Source organism: Panacagrimonas perspica, assembly GCF_004364935.1.
GTDB lineage: Bacteria > Pseudomonadota > Gammaproteobacteria > Nevskiales > Nevskiaceae > Panacagrimonas > Panacagrimonas perspica.
The window spans coordinates 184136-207432 of sequence record NZ_SOBT01000008.1; the positions used below are offsets into that span (position 1 = coordinate 184136).

Here is a 23297-nt window from a genome sequence, read left to right on the forward strand (position 1 = left end):
CTCGCCAACATGGATACACCCCGGACTTCGTCCGGGCTACGACCGGGTGGCTACTCTTCCCAGGCGATCTGCGACCGTATCGCGCCTTCCTTCTCGATGATCGCCGCGTAGCGCTTTTCGATTTCGTTGCGTTTGACCTTCATCGTCGGCGTCATGACGCCGTTGTCGATCGTCCACGCTTCCTTGACCACGACGAGCTTCGCGATCTGCTCGTGTGCTTCGAGGTTCTCGTTGACGATCTTCATGTCGGCGATCAGTTCCTTGTCGAGCTGCGCGCGCGGCTTGTTCTTCGCCACGCCGGGCAGCAGCGACACCAGCATCAGCGGCTGCGTCAGACCGCTGCCGACCAGGCAGAGCTGGTCGATGTCGACGTTGCGTGCGAGCTGGCCTTCGATCGGCGCGGGCGAGACGTACTTGCCCTTCAGCGTCTTGAAGATGTCCTTCACGCGACCGGTGATGTAGACGTAGCCGTCGGCGTCTTGGCGGCCCTTGTCGCCGGTGCGCAGGTAGCCGTCTTCGGTGAACGTCTCCTTGGTCTTCTCCGGCTCCTTGTAGTACCCGGCCATCACGCCCGGATGCTTGAACAGGATCTCGCCTTCCTCGGACAGCTTGAACCCGGAGTCCGGCATCGGCTTGCCGACCGAGCCGAGCCGGTTCTGGTGCGGCAGGTTGGCCGTGGCGTAGATGCTGTTTTCGGTCATGCCGTAGCCCTGCAGCAGGTCGACCTTCAGGTACTGCTTGAACCAGTTCATCACCGGAATCGGCAGCGGCGCGGCGCCCGAGAAGATGTAGCGCGCGTTGTGCAGGCCCAGGCCCTTGAGAATCTTCTTGCGGATGAAGCCGCCGAGGATCGGAATGCCGGTGAGTCGCGCGAGCTTGTCCTGCGGCATCTTGCGCAGCACGCCGGACTGGAAGCGCCCGTAGACCAGCGGCACACCGTAGAAGCGCGTCGGTCCCACGCGCGGAAGCTGCTCGGCGAGCTTGTCGAGGTTCTCGAGGAAGTGGACCTCGGCGCCCAGGTACGTGCTCAGGCCCAGCACCGCGCCGCGCTCGAAGGCGTGCGCCAGCGGCAGGTAGGAGAAGAAGCGCTCCTCGCCCTGTGAAGGCATCACCTTCAGCGTCTGCTCGGCGGCGAACGTGACGTTGCCCCAGGTGATCATCACGCCCTTGGGATTGCCGGTCGTGCCGGAGGTGTAGATCAGTGCGGCGAGATCGTCACGTGCAGGACGCTGATAGCCCTCGACCGGCGTGCCCTTGGACACTACCTCGTCCCAGGTCTGCTGCGCGGTGGGCGCATCGGCGTACGGAAAGCCGATCGTCGGGATGTCCTTGGGCACCGCGCCGATGAATTCGGCGCCATCCATCATCGGGCCGAGGAACAGCACCTTGGCCTCGCTGTGCTTGAGGATGAACGTCACCGCGTCGGGCGATTGCTTGGGATACAGGCCGACGGCGACGAGTCCCGCCAGGCCGCAGGCGCAGTCGACGAGAAACCAGTGCGCGGTGTTGCGCCCGGAGATCGCCACGCGATCGCCGCGCTTCAGGCCCATGGCGAGCAGCGCACCCGCGAGCTTTCGCGATTCGGCTTCCGCCTGCTTCCAGTTCCAGCTCAGCGTCCGGGCGCCCTGGGGCTGCACCAGCCAGGTCTTGTCGCCGCGCTCGCGCGACCACTTCATCAGCATGTCGACCGGCGTGATCATGTCGCTCATCGCGAGGCTCCCCTGTAGGTTTTATGGGCCGAACTCCGGCCGAGTTTAACCTCGCGTTCGTGGACCTCGCGCGCGGGGGCCCACACAATCCGATTCCCGTATGCGTCGCATGGAGTAGAGGCTTTGGGCACACGTTTGAAACGAATGTTCTGGTTGATCCCGCTGACCCTGGTCGTCTACCTCGTGGGCTGGCCGGTGGACATCACGCCGGTGGCGTGGAATCCGCCGGTCGCGCCCTCGCTGAAGGAAGGCTTCTACGCGAAGGACGATGCGCTTCGCGGCGTGCAGCGCATCGTCGACGGCGGCCTCGCCGGCCCCGAGGCCATCGCCTTCGACGCGCAGGGCCGGCTGTACACGGGCCTGTCGGACGGGCGGGTGGTGTCGGTCTCGGCCGACGGCTCCGACTGCCGCGTGCTCGGCAACACCGGCGGCCGGCCGGCCGGGCTGCAGGTGCAGGCCGATGGCAGCCTGGTGATCGCCGATGCGATGAAGGGCCTGCTGCATCTGCGGACCGACGGGACGTTCGATTCCTGGGTGACGGCCGTCGACGGCGTGCCGCTCGGGCTGACCGACGATCTGGCCGTGGACGGGCGCGGGCGCGTGTTCTTCAGCGATGCCTCGTGGAAGTTCGGCCTGCCGGAGCACCGGCTCGATGCCCTCGAGCATGGCGGCCGCGGGCGCCTGATGCTGCACGATCCGGCCAGCAAGGGCTCTGCAACGTTGCTGGCGGATCTGCAGTTCGCCAACGGCGTGGCGCTCGGGCCCGACGAGCAGTTCGTGCTGGTCAACCAGACCACGGATTACCGCATCACGCGCTACTGGATGAAGGGCGAGCGTTCGGGGAAGGTCGAGACGTTCGCCGAGAACCTGCCGGGGTTTCCGGACAACATCACGTTCAACGGCTCCGACCGTTTCTGGGTCGCGCTCTTTGGACCCCGAGATCCGCTCCTCGACAAGCTCGGCCCCATCCCGTTCCTGCGCACGGTGATCGCGCGGTTGCCGATGTCGTGGCTGCCGGACGGCGGTCGCCAGGGCTTCGTGCTCGGGCTGGATCTGGACGGCAAGGTCGTCGAGCAATACCGCTACGACGGGCCGGGTGCGTTCGGGCCGGTCACCAGCGTGCGCGAGCATGACGGCGTGCTGTATCTGGGCAGCCTCGACGACACGGCGATCGGACGGATCTCGCTGGCCGATCTGCGCAGCGGCGTCGTGAAGGATCCGCCGCCGCCGGTGAAGTCGACCTGCAAGCCGTAGCCCTTAACCCGGACGACGTCCGGGAGCTTTTCCGTCAACGGAGAGAGAACCCCCCGGACTTCGTCCGGGCTACGGTTACGGCTTGATCCCGAAGAAACACCGCGCGTTCGACGCCGTGTCGTGCGCCACGTCCGCCGCTTCGCGTCCGCAGGCACGAGCCACGGTCGCGACGACGTAGGGCAGGAACGCCGGCTCGTTGCGACGCCCGTCGCGCGGGAGCAGGGCCTTAGGAATCGTGCGCGGCAGCAAATACGGCGCATCGGTCTCCAGCAGCAGCCGATCGCGCGGAATCAGCGGAACGATCTCCAGCAGATGCCGGCCGCGTCGCTCGTCGCAGATCCATCCGGTGATGCCGATGTGGCAGTCGAGCGCGAGGTAATCCTCGGCGGCCGCGCGCGTGTCGGTGAAGCAGTGCACGCAGACCGCGCCGAGGCGATCGCGGTGTTCGCGCAGCATCGCCAGAAAATCCGCATGTGCGTCGCGCTGATGCAGGAACAGCGGCTTGCCCAGCTCCGCCGCGAGCGCGAGTTGCGCTTCGAAGGCCCTGCGCTGGGCATCGCGCGGAGCCAGATCGCGGAAGTAATCCAGACCGCATTCGCCCAGCGAGACGAGCGACGGATTCGTCGCGAGTTCGCGGAACAGCGCCTCGTGCGCGGCGTCCCATTCGGCAGCGTGATGCGGATGCAGGCCGGCGGTGGCGAACACGCGGCCGCGATGCTGGTGCGCAATCTCGACGGCGCGGCGTGCGCTCTCGGCCGAACTGCCGGTGATCACGATCGCTTCGAGTCCTGCATCCCAGGCGCGCTGCAGCACGGCGTCACGATCGGCATCGAAACCGTCGTGGGCGAGATTGGCCCCAATGTCGATCATTGGGTCCAATCTCCGGGGGCGGGGCCCCAGCCCCGCCCGTTCGCCGGGCATCGATTGCCACCGGCAATCGATGAAATCCCCGGCTCACTGGCCCCGATGTCGATCACGTGCGGCGCAGCCCGACTACGGTGACGATTCTTCTGCGCGGCATTCGTGACGCAGCAGCACGCGTTGCTCGGCGATCTGCGCGCCGGCTTCGCGCACCATCAGCGTGACGCGCACGCGCGCCAGCGCTTCGGAATGCTGTTCGCACAGGAAGCGCGCGAACGCGAGGCGTTCGATCCGTGCCCCGGGTTGGGCCAGCGCGTTCTCGTACTGGCGGCCACGCTCGCCGGAAAACCAAGGCAACGTGCTCAGGCCGTAGTTCGGCGGCGGCAGGCTTTCGGACAGGGCATCGACTTCGGTGCCGTTGCTGCGCTCGCCCGGTACGGCGATCCAGCGCTGTGCCGCACCCGCGGCCGGCAGCAGGTCGATCCACGATCGATCGAGCGCCAGCGGCCTGAGCACGATGCGCGCGCCGCTGGCGAGTGCAGAGGGCAGTACACCGGCCGCACCGAACTGCACCACGACCAGCAACAGCAGCAACACACTGGCGAGGATGGCGATGCGCGACGAGGTCGCACCGCTCGCGTCGGTCGGCGAATGTCCTGCGCAGCGACCGGACTTCGCCATTCCGCGGAGGCGCAGCAGCAGGGAACCGAGCGAATTCGCGAACCCGCCGTTCAACAGCCCGCGCAGCGGGCGCAGCAGCGGAGAGCGGCGCAGCAACATCGCCACCGCGGCGCCGTCCAGGTACGCCTCCTCGTTGCGATCGATGACGATCAGCGATGCGCCGTTGGCCAGCAGGCGCGAGGCGCGCGGGCTGTCCTGCGCGTTGGCGACCTGCGTGTGCTGCAGGCACAGCAGCTCACGCGCCAGCAGCGCCATGCCCAGCGCACCCGGCGTGTCGCCATTCGGATGGACCCGCAGATCGGGCAGCGCAGGGTCGCCCGCCAGGCGATCCCACAAGGCGCCGTCGATCAGCAGCGCCCCAGCCAGCAAGCCCAGCAGCGCGAGCGCGACCGGCGCGACGCTGATCAATGCGAAAGCGCAGAGCAGCACGGCGAACACGAGTGCGGCGCGACGCGCATACGGACGCGCCCACGGGACCAGTGCCAGTGGCAGGATCAGCCAGGCCGCGATCCGCAGTCCGATCTCGAGCGTCGGCAACAGGGAAGGCAACTTCACGAGCGCGCTTCCGGGCAGGTGCGCCGAGGGCGATGACAGCAGCCCGAGCAGGCCCTCGGGCGCATCGGAGGCCAGCGCCAGGCCGATCGGCAGCAGGCAGGCGAACAGCAGCAGCGCGATGCCCGGCCACGACAGGTGCGACGGCCCGGGGCGCGCGGGGGCGAACGCGGCGTCGACGCTCCAGCGTGCGTTCCACGGCAGCATCAGGCCGAACGCGAGCAGGGCCAGCGCGAGGGCGTCGCTTGCATCGAACATCGCCGGATGGCGCGCGATCGCCGATACCAGCAGCAGGCCCAGCAGCGGCCCGGCGATACGGCTGCGCCAGCCGAGGGCCAGCGCGGTCGCCGCGAGCACCTGCAACAGCGACAGCACGATGGCGAAGAACAGGCCGCCGTTGGCCAGATGCAGCGACCAGCGGCCGGCCTCGATCGCGCCGATCGCCAGATCGCGCGGCAACAGGCCGTCGTCGGTGTAGAGCAGGCCTGCGTGCAGCAGCCGGCTCAGCGAATCGATCAGCAGGAAGAGGGCGAGGCCGGCGCGCAGCAGCGCAAGACTGCGCAGATCGACGGCGAGACGGGAGCACAGCGGGTGGGCCGGGCTCGGAGCAGGAAGGATCATGGGGGGACGACAAAGCGAGCGGAGCAAGGCTCGCCGCTTCCGCCTCAAACGGCAAGGGGCAATCGTGCGAGCTGCCTGCTGCGGACGGGACAGGCGGCAACGGCTTCTCTCCGGGCGCAGCGCGCGCAAGGCGTCGGCCGATCGGCCGGCTCCATCCGGAGCAGGCCGCGGGCGAACGCGCTGCGACGGCGGCAACGACCGGAAGATGTTCGGAATTCTCCGCGAGTCGCAGGACAGCCGGGTTAGACTCTCGCCGCCGAAAGACACACGGTTCCAAACGCCCCCATGCACGCTCGCGCCATCGCTGCCGCCCTGCTGTGGATGACCGCGCCCCTGGGAGTCCACGCAGGCGATTCCGACACGCGCTACATCAGCGACGAGACCGCCGTGACGCTGCGCGAAGACAAGGGGATGAGCGCGCCGGTCGCTGCGCTGCTCAAATCCGGCGCCAAGGTGCAGTTGCTCGAGAACGACGCCGACAGCGGCTACTCGCGCGTGAAAGTTGCGCCCGGTCGTGATGGCTGGGTGCTGACGCGCTACCTGTCGACCGAGCCCGCTGCGCGCGAGCGGCTGGCCGCCACGTTGTCGGAGTTGACGCAACAGCAGGCGATGGTGCGAAAGCTCGAATCCGAAAACCTGCGGCTGCGCGAGTCCGCGAAGAAGACCGGTGCTCCGGCGCCGGTCGTCGCCGCGGTCGAATCGCCGGTGATGGCGGGCCCCGGAAGCAGCACGCTGAGCCAGGGTTCCGACGCCGTGTTGATGGGGACCGGCGCGGGCCTGTTCATCGCCGGCCTGTTGACCGGCTTGCTGATCCCGATGATCCGGCGCACGCGGTCGCCGCGCTGGGGCACGCAGTCTTGAGTCCGCTTGCGGCATTGCCCAACGCGGGCGAGTCCGCGCTGGGTACGCTGGCCGGACCCGCAGGCGATCTCGAATGCTTCGTGGCGGTGCCGCGCGGCGAGATTCGCGGCATCGCGGTGGCGTGCCATCCGCATCCGCTCTATGGCGGCGCGATGAGCAACAAGGTGGTCTACGCGCTGGCGTCCGCCGCGCTCGCGCAGGGACTGGTCGCGGCGCGATTCAATTTTCGTGGGGTCGGGCAGAGCACGGGCACCTACGACGCAGCGCGTGGCGAGACCGACGATTGCCTGGCCGTCGTCGATTGGCTGCGCGCGCAGCAGCCCGGCCTGCCGTTGCTGCTCGCGGGTTTCTCATTCGGCGCGTATGTGAGTCTCAAGGCGGCCGCGACGGCGCAACCGGCGGCGCTCGTCAGCATCGCGCCGCCGTTCGGCCGATATTTCGATGACGCCGAGCTGCCGCCGCACCCGGGTTGTCGCTGGCTCGCGGTCCACTCGCGCGACGACGACACCGTGTCTTACGACGAGACCGCCGCGATCCTGCGCGACTACGACCCGGCGCCGACGCTCGTCACCGTGGATGGCGCGGGGCATTTCTTCCATGGCCGTCTGCAGGACATCAAGGAAGCCGTGGCACCGTTCCTGCAGGAGCTGTTCTGACGCGAGTGACATCGTCCCCCCGCATGTCCGCGCGGGGTGCATCGTGGCGCCTCATCCCTATACTGGCGGCAACCCGAACCCGGAGCCGACATGCGCCAACTTCCCGTTCTTGCCGTTGCCTCGCTGCTCCTGCTGTCGCCGACTGCCGAGGCGGTCGATTTCGACTTCGAGATCCAGCCGGGTGCGACGCAGCAGGACTTCAAGACGGTCGTCAAGGATGTCGCGGCAATCCTGAATTCCAAATCGCTGACTCCGGCGGAGCCTTACGGCGTAACCGGGTTTGGTCTGGGCGTCTATGCGTCGTACGTCGAGACCGATGATCCGCGCGCCTGGCAGCGACTCACCGGCGAGGACATCGACGAGATCGGCATGGTGGGCCTGGTCGCCCAGAAGGGTCTGCCGTTCGGCATCGACGTGGGTGCGAGCTACGCCTGGGTGCCCGGCGCGGACGCCAGGTTGTTCGGTGCCGAGATCCGCTACGCGCTGCTCGACGGCGGCGTGGCCACCCCTGCCATCGGCCTGCGCGGCAGCTACTCGAAGCTCAGCGGCATCGACGACATCGACAACGACTCGTACGGAATCGACATGTCGATCTCCAAGGGCATCGGCCCGTTGACGCCGTACGCCGGCGTCGGCCACGTGTGGAGCAAGTTCGAGGTCGATCCGCAGTTCGGGCTGGACGACGAGGATGTCGACGACACGCGGTTCTTCCTCGGCCTGCGCCTGTCCGCGCTGTTCGGCATCACGCCCGAGTACGAACGTATCGGCGATCGCGACGTCTTCAACCTGCGTGTCGGATTCGCGTTCTGAGTCCGGCGTCGTAACGTCTCTTCAACGGAGTTGCCGGTTGCCGGCCCAGGACCTGATCGATGTGGAAGCGCTGGCTGTCTCGACTTGATGCGACCGGGACGGAGGCGCATCCGCCGCGCGACGTAGCCGTCGCGGTGCTGTTGCTGGAGTGCGCGCGTGCCGATTTCGAGAATCAGCCCGCCGAGCTCGAGGCGGTCCGCCGGGCCTTGCGCGATCAGTTCGGGCTGACCGATCAAGCGCTGGACAAGCTGGTGGGCGACGCCACCGTCTCGGCGCGGGAGGCGGTGTCGTTTCACGGTCCGGTCTCGCGGCTCAACGCCGAACTCTCGCCGGACGAAAAGAGCGAACTCATGGCGTGGCTCTGGCGCGTGGCCGTCGCGGACGGTCGCATCGATCCGCAGGAGGAAGGCCTGCTGCGAAAGCTCGCCGACCTGCTGTACATCCCGCACGCCGACTACCTTCGGGCCAAGCTCGCCGTGATCGACGGCGGGTCCGCTTGAGCCAGGAAAAACCTGGCTGGTTCGAATCGCTGGCGGTCCGAGGCAAGCTCGGCGCCGTCTTCGGCGTGCAGCTCGCGGTGCTCAGTCTGGGTACGGCCGCGGTCCTCGCTGCGCTGACGCAGATGCGCGAGGCGCGCCGATGGACCGATCACACGCACAACGTCATCGAACAGATCGAAGCGATGCGGGGCGAGGCGGTGGAGCAGCAAGCGGGCCTGCGCGGCTACATCATCACCAGCGACCGGCGCTTCCTCGAGCCCTATCGTTATGGGGTCGTCGAATTCGAGAACATCTCGCAGCGGCTGGGTGTCCTGGTTCGCGACAACCCGGCGCAGTACGAGCGCTATTCGCGCGTGCTCGCGCTGATGGGCGAATGGCAGACCGATGTCGCCGCGCGCGACATCGCCTACACGGAAAATCCGGCTACGCATCACCTCGCCGTCGAAGCCACGATCGGTGGCGGCGGACAGCGGCGCATCGACGCGATCAAGCGACTGTGCGAAGAGATGATCCGCGAGGAACGCCGTCTGCTGGTGTCGCGTTCCGGAACGATGGAGCGGGTCGAGAGCCTGTTGCTCAGCCTGATCGTGGGGCTGATGCTGGCCGGCTGGTTCACCGGCGCGTACGCCGTGGCCCTGGTCAATCGTGTCCTTGGCACTCCGCTGTCGCGGCTGGCGGACCTGGTTCCACGCCTGATCACCGGCGAATCGGTGGACGTTCCTTACCTCGAGCGGCGCGACGAGGTGGGGACGCTGGCCCGGGCATTCGAGCGTCTGCGCGATTCGAGCGCCGAGCAACGTCGCGCCGACTGGGTGCGCGAACAGGCCGCGCGGGTGCTGGGCGCATTGCAGCACTGCGACAGCGACGCGACGTTCAGCGATACCTTGATCAATCGCCTGTGCGGCGTGCTCGAAGGCGGATACGGCCTGGCCTACCGATGGAACGAGCAGTCGGCGGTGCTCGAATGGTGCGCCGGCTTCGGTCTTCCCGACGCCTCGGTGACACGCCGTCGGTTCCGTCTGGGCGAGGGCATGATCGGCCAGTCCATGGTCGAGCGCCGCATCATCGAGATGATGCCGGTGCCGGCCGGATATCTGCAGATCGTCTCCGGGCTGGGCGCCGCGGCCCCGGCCAGCGTGCTGTTCGCACCGCTGACCGCGCGCGGTGAAACGGTCGGCGTCGTCGAGATCGGCATGCTCAAGCCGATGACGACGGCGCAGCGTGAACTGCTGGAGCAGGTGATCGTGACATCCGCGCTGGCCTGGCATTCGGTATCGCGCAGCGTGCGCACGAGCGAGCTGCTGGAAGAAAGTCGGGGGATGACCGACGAACTGCAATCGCAGCAGGAGTCGCTGCGCGCGCAGGGCGAGGAACTGCGCAGCGCCAACGAGGCGCTGCGAGGGCGCGGCGAACAGCTCGAGGAGCAGGGACGCCGGCTACGCGCGTCCGAAGAAGAACTGCGCGCCCAGGCAGAGGAGCTACTCATCACCAACTCGGCGCTCGAAGAGAAGACCGGCGCGCTGCGCATGCGCCAGGACGAACTCGAGGCCGCGCGTATCGATCTCGAGCGCAAGGCCAGCGATCTGGAACAGGCCAGCCACTACAAGAGCGAGTTCCTCGCGAACATGTCGCATGAGCTGCGCACGCCGCTCAACTCGATGCTGATCCTGTCGAAGATGCTGGCCGACAACAGTGACGGCAATCTCGACGCCGAGCAGGTCGAGTCCGCGCGGATCATGCACGACAGCGGCCGCAGCCTGCTGAGCCTGATCAACGACATTCTCGACCTGTCGAAGGTCGAGGCAGGCAAGATGGGCGTTGCGCTCGAAACGGTGAACGTGAGCACCAGCCTGAATGCATTGCTGCAACGCTTCCGCCCGCTCGCCGGCGAGCGCGGCCTGAAATTCACGGTGCGCATCGAACCCGACGCGACGCGGGAACTGGAAACCGATGGCGCGCGCCTCGCGCAGATTCTCTCGAACCTGCTCTCCAATGCGTTCAAGTTCACGCACGAGGGCGAGATCGAACTGCTGGCCGAGAAGGCGCAGCTCGGCGCCGTTCCGGCCGTCGCACTGAGCGTTCGCGATACCGGCATCGGCATTCCCGCAGGCAAGCTGGATCGCGTGTTCCAGGCCTTCGAACAGGCCGACAGCAGCACCAGCCGGCGCTACGGCGGCACCGGGCTGGGACTGTCGATCGTCAGCGGCATGACGACCTTGCTCGGCGGTCAGGTCAAGGTGCGCAGCGAGGAAGGCAAGGGATCGACGTTCACTATCGTGCTGCCCGAGCGCTCGCCGCAGAGTCAGACCGCGACGACGACGGCCGGCCCGCCGGGTGTCGACACCGGTGCTGCGCCCTCGCTGATCGCCGAGCCCGAACCCGGAGAACCGCCGACGGGTACGCCCGCGCTGCTGATCGTCGAGGACGACCGCGCGTTCGCCAAGGTCCTGGCGGACATCGCCACGCGCCGCGGCCTGGACGTGGTGACGGCCCACACCGGGCGCGACGCGCTGGCGCTTGCGCGCAAGCGAAAGCTGTTCGGCGTCCTGCTCGACATCGGTTTGCCGGACATCAGCGGATGGGAGGTGCTGGAGCGCCTGAAGGCCAATCCGTTCACCGCCGGGGTACCGGTGCATGTCGTGTCGGGTGGCGACGACTCCGACCGGGGAAAGGAGCTGGGCGCCGTGGGCTTCCTGCGCAAGCCGGTCGATCGTGAAGCGGTGGTACAGGCGCTGGAACGCGTCGGCGCCGGCAACGCGCCGCGCCGTCGTCGGCTGCTGCTGGTCGACCACGACCCGGCGTCGCGCGCGGATATCGTTGCGCTGCTATCGGCCGAGAATGCCAGCATCGTCGAAGCGGGCTCGGCGGCCGACGGCCTCGCACATCTGCAGGCCGAAAACTTCGACGGCCTGATCGTGGATCCCGATCTCGCCGACATGCCGAACTTCGAGTTCCTGGCGCAGGCCTCGGACAGGGCGACCCTGCCGCCGGTGGTGATCTATTCGCGGCGCGAGCTGACGCCGGACGAAAGCCTGCGCCTGCGCGAGTACACCGGCAGCATCGTCATTCACGGCGCCCGCTCGCCGGAGCGCCTGATCGACGAGGTTCATCTGTTCCTGCACGCCATCGAGCGGCCGGGAAAGCCGCCTGCGGCGCCCGAGCCGCGGACGCCGGGCGCGGATCTCACGGGAAAAACCGTGCTCGTCGTGGACGACGACATGCGCAATGTCTTCGCGTTGTCCAAGACGCTGCGGATGCGCGGCCTGAACGTCGTGATGGCACAGGACGGGCACAAGGCGCTGGCGCAGCTCGAAGCCCGCAGCGATATCGACATCGTGCTGATGGACATCATGATGCCGGGCATGGACGGCTACGAGACGATCCGCCGCATCCGCAGTGCGGCCCAATGGCAGCGCCTGCCTATCATCGCGGTCACCGCCAAGGCGATGAAGGGTGATCGCGAGAAATGCATCGAGGCGGGCGCGAACGACTACTGCGCCAAGCCCATCGACATCGACCAGCTCGTGTCGCTGCTGCGGGTCTGGGCGTGACGAATGCGGAATTCGGCACCATCGACACTCGGGAGCGCTGTTTTCTCGCGGCGTTATTCGGCTGCCACGGATTTCACGGATGAGCACGGACAGAGGACAAGAAACGCATTCAGCTGTTATCCGTGTTTTTCCGTGAAATCCGCGGCGAAAGAAAAAAGTCGGAATCGCCTGCGGTCCGCGGTGCAAGCCTGATGCACACCTCCGACCGTCACGACATCGAGATCGATCTGTTCCGGCGCGCATTGATGCTGCGGCATGGCTACGACTTCACCGGCTACGCCCCGGCCTCGTTCAAGCGCCGTGTGCTGGCGCTGCAGGCCGCGGTCCAGGCGCCGACGGTCAGTCGTCTCACCGAACGCCTGCTGCATGAAGACGGTTTCGTGCGCACCGTCATTGGCCGGCTGTCGGTTCCCGTGTCGGAGATGTTCCGCGATCCATCGGTGTTCCGCGCGCTGCGCGAGGACGTGATGCCGGTGCTGGCGACCTGGCCGCAGATCAACATCTGGCAGGCCGGCTGTGCGCACGGCGAAGAGGTCTACTCGCTCGCCATCGTGCTGCGCGAGTGCGGCCTGTACGAGCGCGCGCACATCTTCGCGACCGACTTCAGCGAAGAGGCATTGGCGCGCGCCGAAGAAGGGATCTATCCGCTGCACGAGGCGCGCGCGTACTCCGACAACTATCTGCGCGCCGGCGGCACGGGCTCGCTGTCGGACTGGTACGTCGCGCGCTACAACCGGATCAAGCTCGACGAGTCACTGCGCAAGCGCGTCACGTTCGCGCGACACAATCTGGTCAGCGACGGCGTGTTCGGCGAGATGCAGCTCATCGTCTGCCGAAACGTGCTGATCTATTTCGGCGATGACCTGCAGGAGCGCGCGCTGGGCCTGTTCCGGGACAGCCTCGTCCACGGCGGCTTCCTGTGCCTGGGCAATCGCGAATCACTGGCGTACTCGGCGATGGCGGACGATTTCGAGCGGCTGAGCGAAGAAACCGCGATCTACCGGCGGGGGATCCGTGCGCGCCGGACGATATGACGCCATCGTCATGGCGGCCTCCAGCGGCGGCATCGATGCGTTGCGGATCGTGCTGGGCGCGCTGGATGCGCGCCTGCGCGCTCCCGTCCTGATCGTGCAGCATACGGCGTCCGAAAACGGCCACGCACTGTGCGAATTGTTTGCGGCGGCCAGCGTCATTCCGGTGATCGAGGCCGAGCCGCGTCAGCCCATCGTCGGCGGCTGCGCGTATCTCGCGCCGCCGGGTTATCACCTGCTGGTCGAGGCCGGTCCGCGCGCTGCATTGAGCGTGGACGACAAGGTGTGCCATGTGCGACCTTCGGCCGACGTCCTGTTCGAGTCGGCCGCAGACGTGTGGCGCAGCGCACTGATCGGCGTGGTGCTGACCGGGGCCAACGACGACGGCGCCGCCGGCATGCTGGCCATCCGCAGCAGGAAAGGCCTCGGGATCGTTCAGCTCCCGGACGAGGCCGAAATGCGAGAGATGCCCGAAGCCGCGTTGCGGCTGGCCGGGGCGGATCATGTGCTGAGGCTCGCCGCCATCGGCCCGCTGCTCAACCAACTGTGCGGCTAGGCCGCTCAACGTTTCCTACGTCATGTCGAATACCGAAGCCCCTCCTGCAGCAAGCGCCCCCGACCTGGCCGATCTGCCGAAAATTCTGGTCGTCGACGACACCGCGGCCAACCTCGTGGCGATGCGTCGCCTGCTGCGCAACTCCGGTGCCCAACTGGTGGAGGCCAAGTCCGGCAACGATGCGCTGGCCGCCTGCCTCGATCACGAGTTCGCGCTGATCCTGCTGGACGTGCAGATGCCGGACATCGACGGTTTCGAAGTCGCGGCGTTGCTGTCGGAAGAAACGCGTACGCGCGAGACGCCCATCATCTTCGTGACGGCCGCGTACGGCGACGACCTGAATCGTCTCAAGGGCTACAAGCACGGCGCGGTCGACTACATCGCCAAGCCGGTGAACGACGTGGTGCTGCTGTCGAAGGTGCGCGTGTTTCTCGACCTCTACAACGGCAAGCGCATGATGCGCGACCTGCTCGACGTGCTCGGGCAGCGCAACGCCGAACTCGAACGCGAAGTCGCGGAGCGCAAGCGCCTGGAAGAACTCGCGCGGCATCAGGCGGGGCACGATGCGCTGACGGGACTGCCGAATCGGCTGCTGTTCATGGACCGCTTGTCGCAAGCGGTCTCTCGTTCGGACCGCCGCCAGGATCGCTTCGCGCTGCTGTACCTGGATCTGGATGGCTTCAAGCCCATCAACGATCGCTACGGACATTTCGCGGGCGATCTGACGCTCAGGCAGATCGCGCAGCGTCTCCAGCAGGGCGTGCGGCGTTCCGACACCTGCGCCCGCATCGGGGGCGACGAGTTCGCGATCATCATGGATGGCGCGCCGGACGGCGAGGCGCAGCGCATCGGCGAAAAGCTCTGCGAGATTCTCCGCCAGCCGTTCAAGCTGGAGCTCGCGGAAGCCGGGAACCCGGAAGTGCAAGTCGGCGCGAGCATCGGCATCGCGCTGTTTCCCGACTACGCCAGCGAGCCTGCTTCCCGCCAGAATCACGACGAGCGCCTCGAGGAATTGATCCGGGTCGCCGACGAGGCGATGTACGCGGCAAAGCGTGCGGGCAAGAACCGGGTGGTGGTGGCGGCGCGTCCCGGGACGACGGAAGGCCAGGTCCAGGGTTCGCCGTAGCGCGGGCGAAGCCGGGATCCCGCTTCGACCGGACGCGAAAAGCGCCGGGCCACGGTGGGGACTAGGTGTCGTCCTCGAGCATGTACAGCGCCACCTCGGCGAACAGATTCGGCCACGCCGTGATGCGCTTGCCCTGACGCAGCGCGCGGTCGAGCAGGCTGCGGCGCACGCAGGTCCAGCGGCGCGCGGTACAGAGCGCTTCGAAATCCTGGACCGTGCACAGGTGAATGTTGGGCGTGTCGTACCACTGATCGGGTAGCGACTTGGTCAGCGGCATGTGCCCCATCAGCAACTGCGTGCGCACGCGCCAGTGGCCGAAATTGGGGAACGTCACGATGGCACGACGGCCCACGCGCAGGATCTCGGTCAGCGCCAGGTCCGGTCGCACCAGGGCCTGCAAGGTCTGCGTCAGGACCACGTAATCGAACGAATCCGTCGCGAAGTCCTTGAGCCCGTCGTCGACGTCGGCCTGGATCGCGTTGACGCCGCGCGCCACGCAGGCACTGAGCTTGTCCGGGTCGATCTCCAGGCCGTAGCCGCGAACCTGACGCGTGCGGGCCAGGTGGTCGAGCAGAGTGCCGTCGCCGCATCCGAGGTCGAGGATGCGGCTGCCGGGTTCGATCCACTCGCTGATGACCGCGAGGTCGGGTCGCAGCGAGCCGTCGACGAGCGGAGAGGGCGGCGTCATGCGCTGACCTGCTCGTCGGCGACGCGGGCGAGGTAACGGCCCAGCACGTCGTGGTAGGCCGGAATCGGCATCAGGAAGTCGTCGTGGCCCAGCTGCGATTCGATCAGCGCGTAGCTGACGTCGCGATCGGCCTCGACCAGGCTCTTCACGATCTCGCGCGAACGCGCCGGCGAGAAGCGCCAGTCGCTGGAGAACGCGATCACCAGGAATCGCGCACGCGCCTGGCGCAACGCCGTGACCAGCGAGTCGCCGTAGTCGCGCGACGGATCGAAGTAGTCCAGCGCCTTGGTCATGATCAGGTACGTGTTCGCATCGAAACGATCGACGAACGCCGAACCCTGGTGGCGCAGATAGCTCTCGACCTCGAACTCGACGTCGAAGTTGAACGAGGGCGCCGCGAGCTTGAGTTCAGAGCCGAAGCGGCGGCGCATCGCGGCGTCGGACAGATACGTGATGTGGCCGAGCATGCGTGCGAGCTTCAGGCCGCGCGAAGGCACGACGTTGTGCTCGTAGAAGCGGCCGCCGTGGAATTCGGGATCGGACAGGATCGCCTGGCGCGCGATCTCGTTGAACGCGATGTTCTGCGCGGACAGCTTGGGCGCCGCGGCGATGACGCAGGCGTGGCGGATGCGATCGGGCAGATCGATGGCCCACTGCATCACCTGCATGCCGCCCAGCGAGCCGCCGATCGCGGCCGCCCACACGCGGATGCCGAGCGCGTCGGCGAGCATGGCCTGCGAGCGCACCCAGTCGCGCACCGTCAGCAGCGGGAAGTCCGGTCCCCAGAGGCGCCCGGTTTCCGGGTTGAACGTGTTGGGGCCAGTGGAGCCGCGACAGCCGCCGAGGTTGTTCAGGCTGACGACGAAGAAGCGGCGCGTGTCGATCGGCTTGCCCGGGCCGATGCAGTTGTCCCACCAGCCCGGCTTGCGGTCGTCGGCGGAATTCACGCCGGCGGCGTGGTGATCGCCCGACAGCGCGTGACAGACCAGGATCGCGTTCGAAGCGTCGGCGTTCAGACGGCCATAGGTTTCGACGACCAGATCGAAGCGCGGCAACGTGCGCCCGCAGTCGAGCTTGAGCGGCTGCTCGATGGCGATGCGGCGCGCCTCGACCACGCCGACGGAGTCGGCCGGCAGGACACCCGGCGGCGACGAGTCACTCATCAGCCGAGAATTCCGGCGCGGAAGAAGATCGGCAGCGGCACCAGCATCACGACCACCTGCATCAGGATGATGGCGAGCAGCGGCGACAGGTCGAGACCTGCAATGGACGGAACCAGCCGACGGATCGGGCGCAGGATCGGCTCGTTCATGCTCCACAGGATGTTCGAGGCCGGATTGTTCACGCCCGGTCCGAACCACGACAGGATCGCCTGGAACGTCAGCGCCACGGTGTAGAGGTTGGCGGCCAGCACCACGATCTTGAGCACCGCGAACAGCGGCACCGCGAACGTCGATACACCGATGCCGAACATCCACGCCACGATGTAGATGTAGATCACCGCGAGCACGAGCAGGTAGGCGGTTGCGGCGGTATCGAGCCGGCGCCAGCGGGGGATCGCCTTCTGGAACGGCCCGAGCACCGGCTGCGTGATCTTCCACACGAGCTGCGAGACCGGGTTGTAGAAGTCGGCGCGCACCCAGCCGAGCACGATGCGCAGGATCACCGCGCACAGGTACAGGTTGAGCAGGGTCGAAACCAGGTAGTTCAGTGCGTTGCTGGCGTTGGCGCCCATCTGGTCGAGTGCGGGTTGGTGCGGCGTTGGATTCGGATCGGGCGGACTACTGGGCGCTGCCGAGTTGGTCGCCCAGTTCCTTCGAGCGGCGCGCAGCCGCCGCGAGGGCTTCCCGGAACATGGGGCGCAGGCCGGCGCTTTCCAGATGCTCGAGCGCGGCCTGCGTGGTGCCGCCCTTCGAGGTCACCTGGACGCGCAGCTCGGCCACATCGGTGGTGCCGGCCTCGATCATGCGCGCTGCGCCGATGCAGGTGCGCGCGGCGAGCTGGGCGGCCGTCGCCGGCGCCAGGCCCAGGGCGACGCCGGCTTCGCGCATCGCCTCGACCAGCAGGAAGAAATACGCGGGACCGGACCCCGACACGGCGGTCACCGCATCGAGCTCCGCCTCGTGATTCAGCCAGACGGTCTGGCCGGCGGCGCGCAGGACGGTCTCGGCGCGCTGGCGCGCTGACTCGGGCGTGCCGGGCTCGGCATACAGGCCGCTGATGCCGCAGCCGTACAGCGCCGGCGTGTTCGGCATGCTGCGCACGTAGTGCAGCGTGGGTCCGAGCGCGGCGCGCAGGAAATCCAGGCGAATGCCCGCCGCGATGGACACCACGCAGGCGCCCGCATCGGGCTTCAGCCCGCGCAGGGCTTCGCCCATCTGCTGCGGCTTGACCGCGAGCACCAGGGTGCCGGCTCCGGTCACGATCTCGGCCGCCGAGGGCGCCACGCGCACGCCGAGGCGGTCGCGCAGGGCCTGCGCGCGCGTCGCGTCGGGCTCGGCCACGTGCAGCGAACCGGGTGCGTGGCCGGCGGCGATCAGGCCGCCGATCAGGCTCGTGGCCATATTGCCGCCACCGATGAAGGCAATGACGTCGGACATGGACGTGCAGGGTTCCAGGACAGGGCCGAGTGGGAGGGCCGCTATCATACGGCCCCCGCAAGTCCCTGAAACCGGCTCGAAGTCCCTCGTGAAAGCCAAGCCTCGCAAACCCGTTCGCCGCGGCTCGTCCGCGCCCTCGACCCTGGTCGCGCGATACGCGCGCCGCATCGAGGAAGCGGCCGGGCGCGTCTACGAGGTCGCCGACGTCACGCCGCTGCTGGCCGCGCCGAAGATGTCGGCGCGCCTGGGCAATCGCCTGCTGCTCAAGCGCGAAGACCTGCAGCCGGTGCACTCGTTCAAGCTGCGCGGCGCCTTCAACAAGATCGCCGGGCTCACGCCCGATGCGCAGGCGCGCGGCGTGATCTGCGCCTCGGCGGGCAATCACGCCCAGGGCGTGGCGCTGGCCGGCAAGACGCTGGGCATCCCGGCCTGGATCGTGATGCCGCGGACCACGCCGAGCATCAAGGTCGACGCGGTGCGCGCACTTGGTGGCAAGGCGATCCTGCACGGCGATGCCTACGACGATGCGCAGGCGCATGCCTCGCAGCTCGCAGCGGAGCGCGGCATGACGCTGATCCACCCCTACGACGACGCCGACGTCATCGCCGGGCAGGGCACGGTGGCGCGGGAGATCCTCGAGCAGCTCGACGACCTCGACATCCCGCAGCTCGACGCCATCTTCGTCTGCACCGGCGGTGGCGGCCTGCTGGCCGGCATCGCGGCCTGGATCAAGCACGCGAGTCCGCGCACGAAGGTGATCTCGGTCGAACCGGAAGACTCCGACTGCATGGCGGCCGCGCTCGACGCGGGCCGCCGCGTGAAGCTGCCGCAGGTCGGGCTGTTCGCCGACGGCGTGGCCGTCAAGCAGGCGGGCAAGGAGACCTTCCGCGTGTGCCAGCAACTGGTCGACGGCTGGATGCGGGTGTCGATCGACGAGATCTGCGCCGCGATCCGCGATGTCTTCCACGAGCAGCGCGCGGTGCCTGAGCCTGCGGGTGCGCTGGCGGTGGCCGGCGCCAAGAAGTGGGTCATCGAAAACGGCGTCAGCGGCAAGACGCTGTGCGCGATCGTGTCCGGCGCCAATGTCAATTTCGATCGCCTGCGCCATATCGCGGAGCGTGCCGAACTGGGCGACGAGGCCGAAGGCCTGCTGGCGGTCACGATCCCGGAGCAGCCCGGCAGCTTTCGCAAGTTCCTGCGTCAGCTCGGCCGTCGCGTCATCACCGAGTTCAACTACCGCTATTCCTCGGAAGCCGCGGCGCACGTGTTCGCCGGCATCAAGCTCGCAGACGGGCATGCCGAACGCGAAAGCATCGTGAACAACCTGCGCGACCACGGCTTTGCCGTCGTCGACATGTCCGGCAACGAGATGGCCAAGATGCACGTGCGCTTCATGGTCGGCGGCCGCGTGCCGGGGCTGGCCGATGAGCGCGTCTATCGCTTCGAGTTTCCCGAACGTCCGGGCGCACTGGTGGATTTTCTCAACGCAGTGGGCGGGCGCTGGAACATCTCGCTGTTCCACTACCGCAATCACGGCGCGGCCTACGGGCGCGTGCTGTGCGGACTGCAGGTGCCGGCCCGGGAGCGCGCGGAACTCAAGCGTTCGCTGGACGCGCTGGGTTATCCGTATTGGGAAGAGACCGGCAATCCCGCGTACGAGCTGTTCCTCGGCGCGGAGTAAGCCCCGTAGCCCGGACGAAGTCCGGGATGCCACTTGATCGAACCGGAAAATCCCCGGGCTTCGCCCGGGCTACGGGACTCAGGCCTTCTCGCCTGCCAGCTTCAGAATGGCCTTCCAGTGCGGCGCCGACACCGGCGTCACCGACAGCCGCGTGCCGCGCTCGAGAATGCGCAGGCCCGTGAACTTCGCTTCGTGCTTGCGCAGCTCGTCGAGCAGCACCGGGCGCTCGAACTTGGACTTGAACTTCACGTCCACGAGCAGCCAGCGCGGTTCCTCGCGCTTGGAGCGCGCATCGTAGTGCTCGTGCTTGGGTTCGAACTGGGTGGGATCGGGGTAGGCGCGCGAGACGATCTCCATCAGGCCGACGACACCCGGCTGAGGGCAGCTCGAGTGGTAGAAGAAGGCGAGATCTCCGGGCTGCATGTCGTCGCGGAACATGTTGCGCACCTGGTAGTTGCGCACGCCGTCCCACGGCGCCGTCTTCTTCGACGCGAGGTCGTCGATCGAGAAACAGTCGGGTTCTGACTTCATCAACCAGTAGGCCATGGCGGCTCCTGCGGCGGGATTCGTGTGCGTGACGACGATTATCGCCGCCAGATGATTATCGCCGCGAAAAGTAGCGCAATCCGCGTTCCGTGCAGACCGCATCCAGCGGCTGATCCCAGGGTTCGCGCGGGAGCGCATCCACTTCCTGCAAGGCGTAGGCGAAGCCCACGCAGAACGGCCGCGGACGCTGTCGTGCGAGCCAGCGATCGTAGTAGCCGGCGCCGCTGCCCAGGCGCGTGCCGGAGCCGTCGAAGCCACGCAGCGGCAGCACCAGGACATCGATGCGCGATCGCGCGACGCGGCGACGTCGCGCGGGCTCCCGGATGCCATGACGGCGTCGCCGCAGCGGCGCGTGCGGATCGAGCGGGATCATGCGCATCGCCGTATCCGGTCCCGGTGCGATGGCAGGAACCAGGACGCACTTGCCTGCGCGATGCAGCGCGCGAATCAGCACGTTGGTGTCGAGTTCGGAGCCTGCGGCGAGATACACCGCGACGTGGCGCGCGCGCCGAAGCGAGGGCAGCCGCATCAGGTTTCGCGCCGCACGGATTGCGTGCTGATGCGCGGCTGCCGATGTGATCGTCGCGCGTGCGGCGCGGAGTTCGCGCCGCCGTTGCGCTTTTTCCAGCGCAACGGATACCGCTGAATTCAAGGTGCCCCCCGCGGCGCCGTCAGCTTGCCCGGGTCCTTGAGACAAAGGTCTCAAGTGGGTGCCGCGCCAGATCATCGGGCTTCCCGCCGACATCGCGGGCCTGCACGCCAGAAACGGGTAAGGCTCCCTGGTGGTGAAAATAGGCTCAAGGGGCTTGGAGCACGCTTGGGCGCTACGAGAGGCACGACCCAAGAATAGCACCTGATCGCGGAATCCCAAGGGGGTCCGTCGGCTCGCGATGCGCGTTGGTCGCGTTACTCGAGTGCGAGCGTGGAATCGATATCCAGACGCAGTTGCTTGACGCGCTCGACCGACGCGTTGCTCGGCGGACTCACCTTGTCCGATCCGCGCGCTTCGAGCAGTTCGCGCGTGAGATTCAACGCCGCCATCACGGCGATGCGTTCGGCGCCCAGCGCCTTTCCGCGTTTGCGGATGGCCATCATGCGGTCGTTGAGGAAGTCCGCGGACGCGACCAGCGCCTCGTGCTCTTCCTGCGCGCAGACGACGGTGTATTCGCGGCCCATGATGCGGACCGTGACGCTCATGCTTTCTGCTTCAGCCGCAGACGCTTTGGGGCTCATACGTTCTCCTCCGAACCCTGCTCGGTTTCGAGCTTGCGGACGCGATCCACGACGCCTTCGATGCGTCGGCGCAGTTCGGCGTTGAGGGCGGTGAGGCGATCACGCTCCTGGATGGCGCGCTTGGTTTCCAGCTTCGCCTGCCGGTAGGCAGCGACGAGCCGTTGCACGCGTTGTTCGAGCTGTTCGAGTTCCGCTTCGAGCACGTGAGCCGCCGGGGTTCGGGTCCACGGCGAGTATAGCCCCGCGAAAGCGGGAGCGACGATGCTCTCCCGCCTGCGAGGCAGGCGGGAGAGGTGCGTCGATTATCGAAGAATCTTCGCCGCTTCAGCGGACGATGATGAACAGCGCGCCGTTGCCGCGCTGGACGTGCATCAGCAACTGGCCATCCTTGACGCCGGCGAGCTTGTTGAACTTCGCCATGTCTTCGACGCGCTCGCGATTGACCGCGATGATGATGTCGCCGTCGCGCAGGCCGGCACGGGCCGCCGGCGAACCGGGTGCCACCTTCTGCACCAGGATGCCCTTGGTCTGCGCGCTCTTGGCCGTGGCTTCATCCAGCGGCGCGAACATGGCGCCGGCCAGCGACGGATGCAGACCCTCGGCGGCGGCCGCTTCTTCGCTGTCCTTGCCCACGACGACGGTGACGTTGCGCGTCTTGCCCTCGCGCAGCACCTTGAGTTCGACCTTCTCGCCCACGCGCATCAGGCCGACCGTGTTGCGCAACTGCGCCATGTTCTGCACTTCGCGACCGTTGGCCTCGAGCACGATGTCCTCGGGCTTCAGGCCGGCCTTGGCGGCAGGGGAATCCGGCATGACCTGCGCCACGACGGCGCCGCGCGCCGACGGCAGGCCGAAGGCCTTGGCCAGATCCGGCGTGACGTCCTGACCCACGACGCCGATGCGGCCGCGCTGCACCGAGCCGTGCTCGATGAGCTGGTTCATGACGCCGCGGGCCTGGTTGATCGGGATCGCGAAGCCGATGCCGATGTTGCCGCCCGAGCGCGACAGGATGTTCGACGGGATGCCGACGAGTTGGCCGTTGAGATTCACCAGCGCGCCGCCCGAGTTGCCCGGGTTGATCGAGGCGTCGGTCTGGATGAAGTCCTCGTAGCCGCCTTCGCTGATGCCGGTGGAGCGGCCGGTGGCGCTGATGATTCCGGAAGTGACCGTCTGGCGCAGGCCGAACGGCGAACCGATGGCGACGACGAAGTCACCGACCTGGGCCTTGTCCGAATCCGCGAGCGGGATGGCGGTGAGCTTGTCGGCCTTGATCTGCAGGATCGCGACGTCGGTCTGCGGGTCCTTGCCGATCAGCTTGGCCTCGTACTCGCGGTCGTCCGACAGGCGCACCTTGATCGATTCGGCCGTCTCGACGACGTGATTGTTGGTGATGACGTAGCCCTTGGCGGCGTCGACGATCACGCCCGAACCGGTGGACTGCTCTTCGCGCTCTTCGGGTTCCTGCTGCTGCGGGGCTCCGGGCCCTTCGAAGAAGCGGCGGAAGAACGGGTCCTGCATCAGCGGGTTCTGCATCGGCGCCTTGGACGTCACGGCGATGTTGACGACGCCCGGCATGACGGTCTTGAGCATCGGCGCCAGCGACGGCACGCCTTGCTGCATCGGAACGCTGATGTCGGCCTGGCTCGGCACCGGCGCAGTCGACATCAGGGCGAAGGAGAACACGCCAACGGACACGGCCACGGGAGCCGCAATCTTCAGAAGTAGGGAGCGGGACATCGGTTCCTCGATATGGATGCACTGCCTGGAGGCAGCGCCGGCT

Annotated in this window: 22 protein-coding genes and 1 other RNA gene; 10 read left to right on the top strand and 13 right to left on the bottom strand. The window is 67.5% G+C overall.

The window, feature by feature from the left end; genetic code table 11:
- Positions 1-50: 50 nt before the first annotated feature.
- Positions 51-1709: an AMP-binding protein gene (locus tag DFR24_RS00935; RefSeq protein ID WP_246051465.1), complete on the bottom strand. Its 1659-nt coding sequence runs from the start codon at positions 1707-1709 to the stop codon at positions 51-53.
- A gap of 144 nt (positions 1710-1853) precedes the next feature.
- Between DFR24_RS00935 and DFR24_RS00940 the strand changes: the two genes are divergently transcribed.
- Positions 1854-2963 (top strand): SMP-30/gluconolactonase/LRE family protein, encoded by a 1110-nt coding sequence (locus tag DFR24_RS00940; protein WP_133879481.1) that lies wholly within the window; start codon positions 1854-1856, stop codon positions 2961-2963.
- 75 nt (positions 2964-3038) lie between these two features.
- Here the strand turns inward: DFR24_RS00940 and DFR24_RS00945 are convergent, their stop codons facing one another.
- Together DFR24_RS00945 and DFR24_RS00950 are read right to left on the bottom strand one after the other, a co-directional pair.
- The gene (locus DFR24_RS00945) at positions 3039-3833 is read right to left on the bottom strand and encodes a TatD family hydrolase (RefSeq protein WP_133879482.1); all 795 of its coding nucleotides are present in this window, start codon (positions 3831-3833) and stop codon (positions 3039-3041) included.
- 123 nt (positions 3834-3956) lie between these two features.
- Positions 3957-5678 (bottom strand): hypothetical protein, encoded by a 1722-nt coding sequence (locus DFR24_RS00950; protein WP_133879483.1) that lies wholly within the window; start codon positions 5676-5678, stop codon positions 3957-3959.
- Between the two features lie 285 nt (positions 5679-5963).
- On the opposite strand from DFR24_RS00950, the gene DFR24_RS00955 reads away from it, so the two are divergent.
- The 8 genes from DFR24_RS00955 to DFR24_RS00990 all read left to right on the top strand — a co-directional run bounded on the left by DFR24_RS00955 (position 5964) and on the right by DFR24_RS00990 (position 14769).
- Positions 5964-6539, top strand: coding sequence for a TIGR04211 family SH3 domain-containing protein (locus tag DFR24_RS00955; RefSeq protein WP_133879484.1), 576 nt, complete (start codon positions 5964-5966; stop codon positions 6537-6539).
- A complete protein-coding gene (locus DFR24_RS00960) occupies positions 6536-7195 on the top strand; it encodes an alpha/beta hydrolase (RefSeq protein ID WP_133879485.1) in 660 nt (219 codons plus the stop codon). Before DFR24_RS00955 ends, DFR24_RS00960 begins: the two co-directional genes overlap by 4 nt.
- 90 nt (positions 7196-7285) lie before the next feature.
- The gene (locus tag DFR24_RS00965; RefSeq protein ID WP_133879486.1) at positions 7286-8005 is read left to right on the top strand and encodes a hypothetical protein; all 720 of its coding nucleotides are present in this window, start codon (positions 7286-7288) and stop codon (positions 8003-8005) included.
- A gap of 59 nt (positions 8006-8064) precedes the next feature.
- The gene (locus DFR24_RS00970) at positions 8065-8505 is read left to right on the top strand and encodes a tellurite resistance TerB family protein (RefSeq protein ID WP_133879487.1); all 441 of its coding nucleotides are present in this window, start codon (positions 8065-8067) and stop codon (positions 8503-8505) included.
- Positions 8502-12056 (top strand): response regulator, encoded by a 3555-nt coding sequence (locus DFR24_RS00975; RefSeq protein ID WP_133879488.1) that lies wholly within the window; start codon positions 8502-8504, stop codon positions 12054-12056. The genes DFR24_RS00970 and DFR24_RS00975 overlap by 4 nt, the downstream gene beginning before the upstream one ends.
- A gap of 191 nt (positions 12057-12247) precedes the next feature.
- Complete coding sequence (locus tag DFR24_RS00980; protein WP_133879489.1) at positions 12248-13090, top strand: CheR family methyltransferase; 843 nt, start codon at positions 12248-12250, stop codon at positions 13088-13090.
- A 10-nt stretch (positions 13091-13100) separates the two neighbouring features.
- Positions 13101-13643 carry a chemotaxis protein CheB gene (locus DFR24_RS00985; RefSeq protein ID WP_133879490.1) on the top strand — a complete coding sequence of 181 codons (543 nt, stop codon included), beginning with the start codon at positions 13101-13103 and terminating at the stop codon, positions 13641-13643.
- Between the two features lie 22 nt (positions 13644-13665).
- A complete protein-coding gene (locus DFR24_RS00990) occupies positions 13666-14769 on the top strand; it encodes a diguanylate cyclase domain-containing protein (protein WP_133879491.1) in 1104 nt (367 codons plus the stop codon).
- A gap of 61 nt (positions 14770-14830) precedes the next feature.
- On the opposite strand, the gene metW is transcribed toward DFR24_RS00990, so the two are convergent.
- From metW to proC, 4 genes are read right to left on the bottom strand one after another with little or no spacing between them, the layout of a single operon-like run.
- Entirely contained in the window at positions 14831-15457 is a 627-nt protein-coding gene (gene metW / locus DFR24_RS00995) for a methionine biosynthesis protein MetW (RefSeq protein WP_133879492.1), read from the bottom strand.
- Positions 15454-16620 (bottom strand): homoserine O-succinyltransferase MetX, encoded by a 1167-nt coding sequence (gene metX, locus DFR24_RS01000; RefSeq protein WP_133879493.1) that lies wholly within the window; start codon positions 16618-16620, stop codon positions 15454-15456. The genes metW and metX overlap by 4 nt, the downstream gene beginning before the upstream one ends.
- Positions 16620-17192 (bottom strand): YggT family protein, encoded by a 573-nt coding sequence (locus tag DFR24_RS01005; protein WP_133879494.1) that lies wholly within the window; start codon positions 17190-17192, stop codon positions 16620-16622. The genes metX and DFR24_RS01005 overlap by 1 nt, the downstream gene beginning before the upstream one ends.
- 46 nt (positions 17193-17238) lie before the next feature.
- A complete protein-coding gene (proC, locus tag DFR24_RS01010) occupies positions 17239-18057 on the bottom strand; it encodes a pyrroline-5-carboxylate reductase (protein WP_133879495.1) in 819 nt (272 codons plus the stop codon).
- Between the two features lie 142 nt (positions 18058-18199).
- Between proC and ilvA the strand changes: the two genes are divergently transcribed.
- Positions 18200-19738: a threonine ammonia-lyase, biosynthetic gene (ilvA, locus tag DFR24_RS01015; protein WP_133881409.1), complete on the top strand. Its 1539-nt coding sequence runs from the start codon at positions 18200-18202 to the stop codon at positions 19736-19738.
- A gap of 78 nt (positions 19739-19816) precedes the next feature.
- On the opposite strand, the gene DFR24_RS01020 is transcribed toward ilvA, so the two are convergent.
- From DFR24_RS01020 to DFR24_RS01045, 6 genes are all read right to left on the bottom strand, one after another.
- Positions 19817-20284, bottom strand: a complete 468-nt coding sequence (locus DFR24_RS01020) for an EVE domain-containing protein (RefSeq protein ID WP_133879496.1) — start codon at positions 20282-20284, stop codon at positions 19817-19819.
- A 55-nt stretch (positions 20285-20339) separates the two neighbouring features.
- A complete protein-coding gene (locus DFR24_RS01025) occupies positions 20340-20936 on the bottom strand; it encodes a 5-formyltetrahydrofolate cyclo-ligase (RefSeq protein ID WP_133879497.1) in 597 nt (198 codons plus the stop codon).
- Positions 20937-21121, bottom strand: a non-coding RNA gene (gene ssrS / locus DFR24_RS01030) — 6S RNA.
- 69 nt (positions 21122-21190) lie between these two features.
- Positions 21191-21481 carry a cell division protein ZapA gene (locus DFR24_RS01035; protein WP_246051466.1) on the bottom strand — a complete coding sequence of 97 codons (291 nt, stop codon included), beginning with the start codon at positions 21479-21481 and terminating at the stop codon, positions 21191-21193.
- Between the two features lie 32 nt (positions 21482-21513).
- Positions 21514-21720: a hypothetical protein gene (locus tag DFR24_RS01040; protein WP_133879499.1), complete on the bottom strand. Its 207-nt coding sequence runs from the start codon at positions 21718-21720 to the stop codon at positions 21514-21516.
- Positions 21721-21841: 121 nt separating this feature from the next.
- Positions 21842-23218 carry a DegQ family serine endoprotease gene (locus DFR24_RS01045; RefSeq protein ID WP_246051467.1) on the bottom strand — a complete coding sequence of 459 codons (1377 nt, stop codon included), beginning with the start codon at positions 23216-23218 and terminating at the stop codon, positions 21842-21844.
- Positions 23219-23297: the final 79 nt, after the last annotated feature.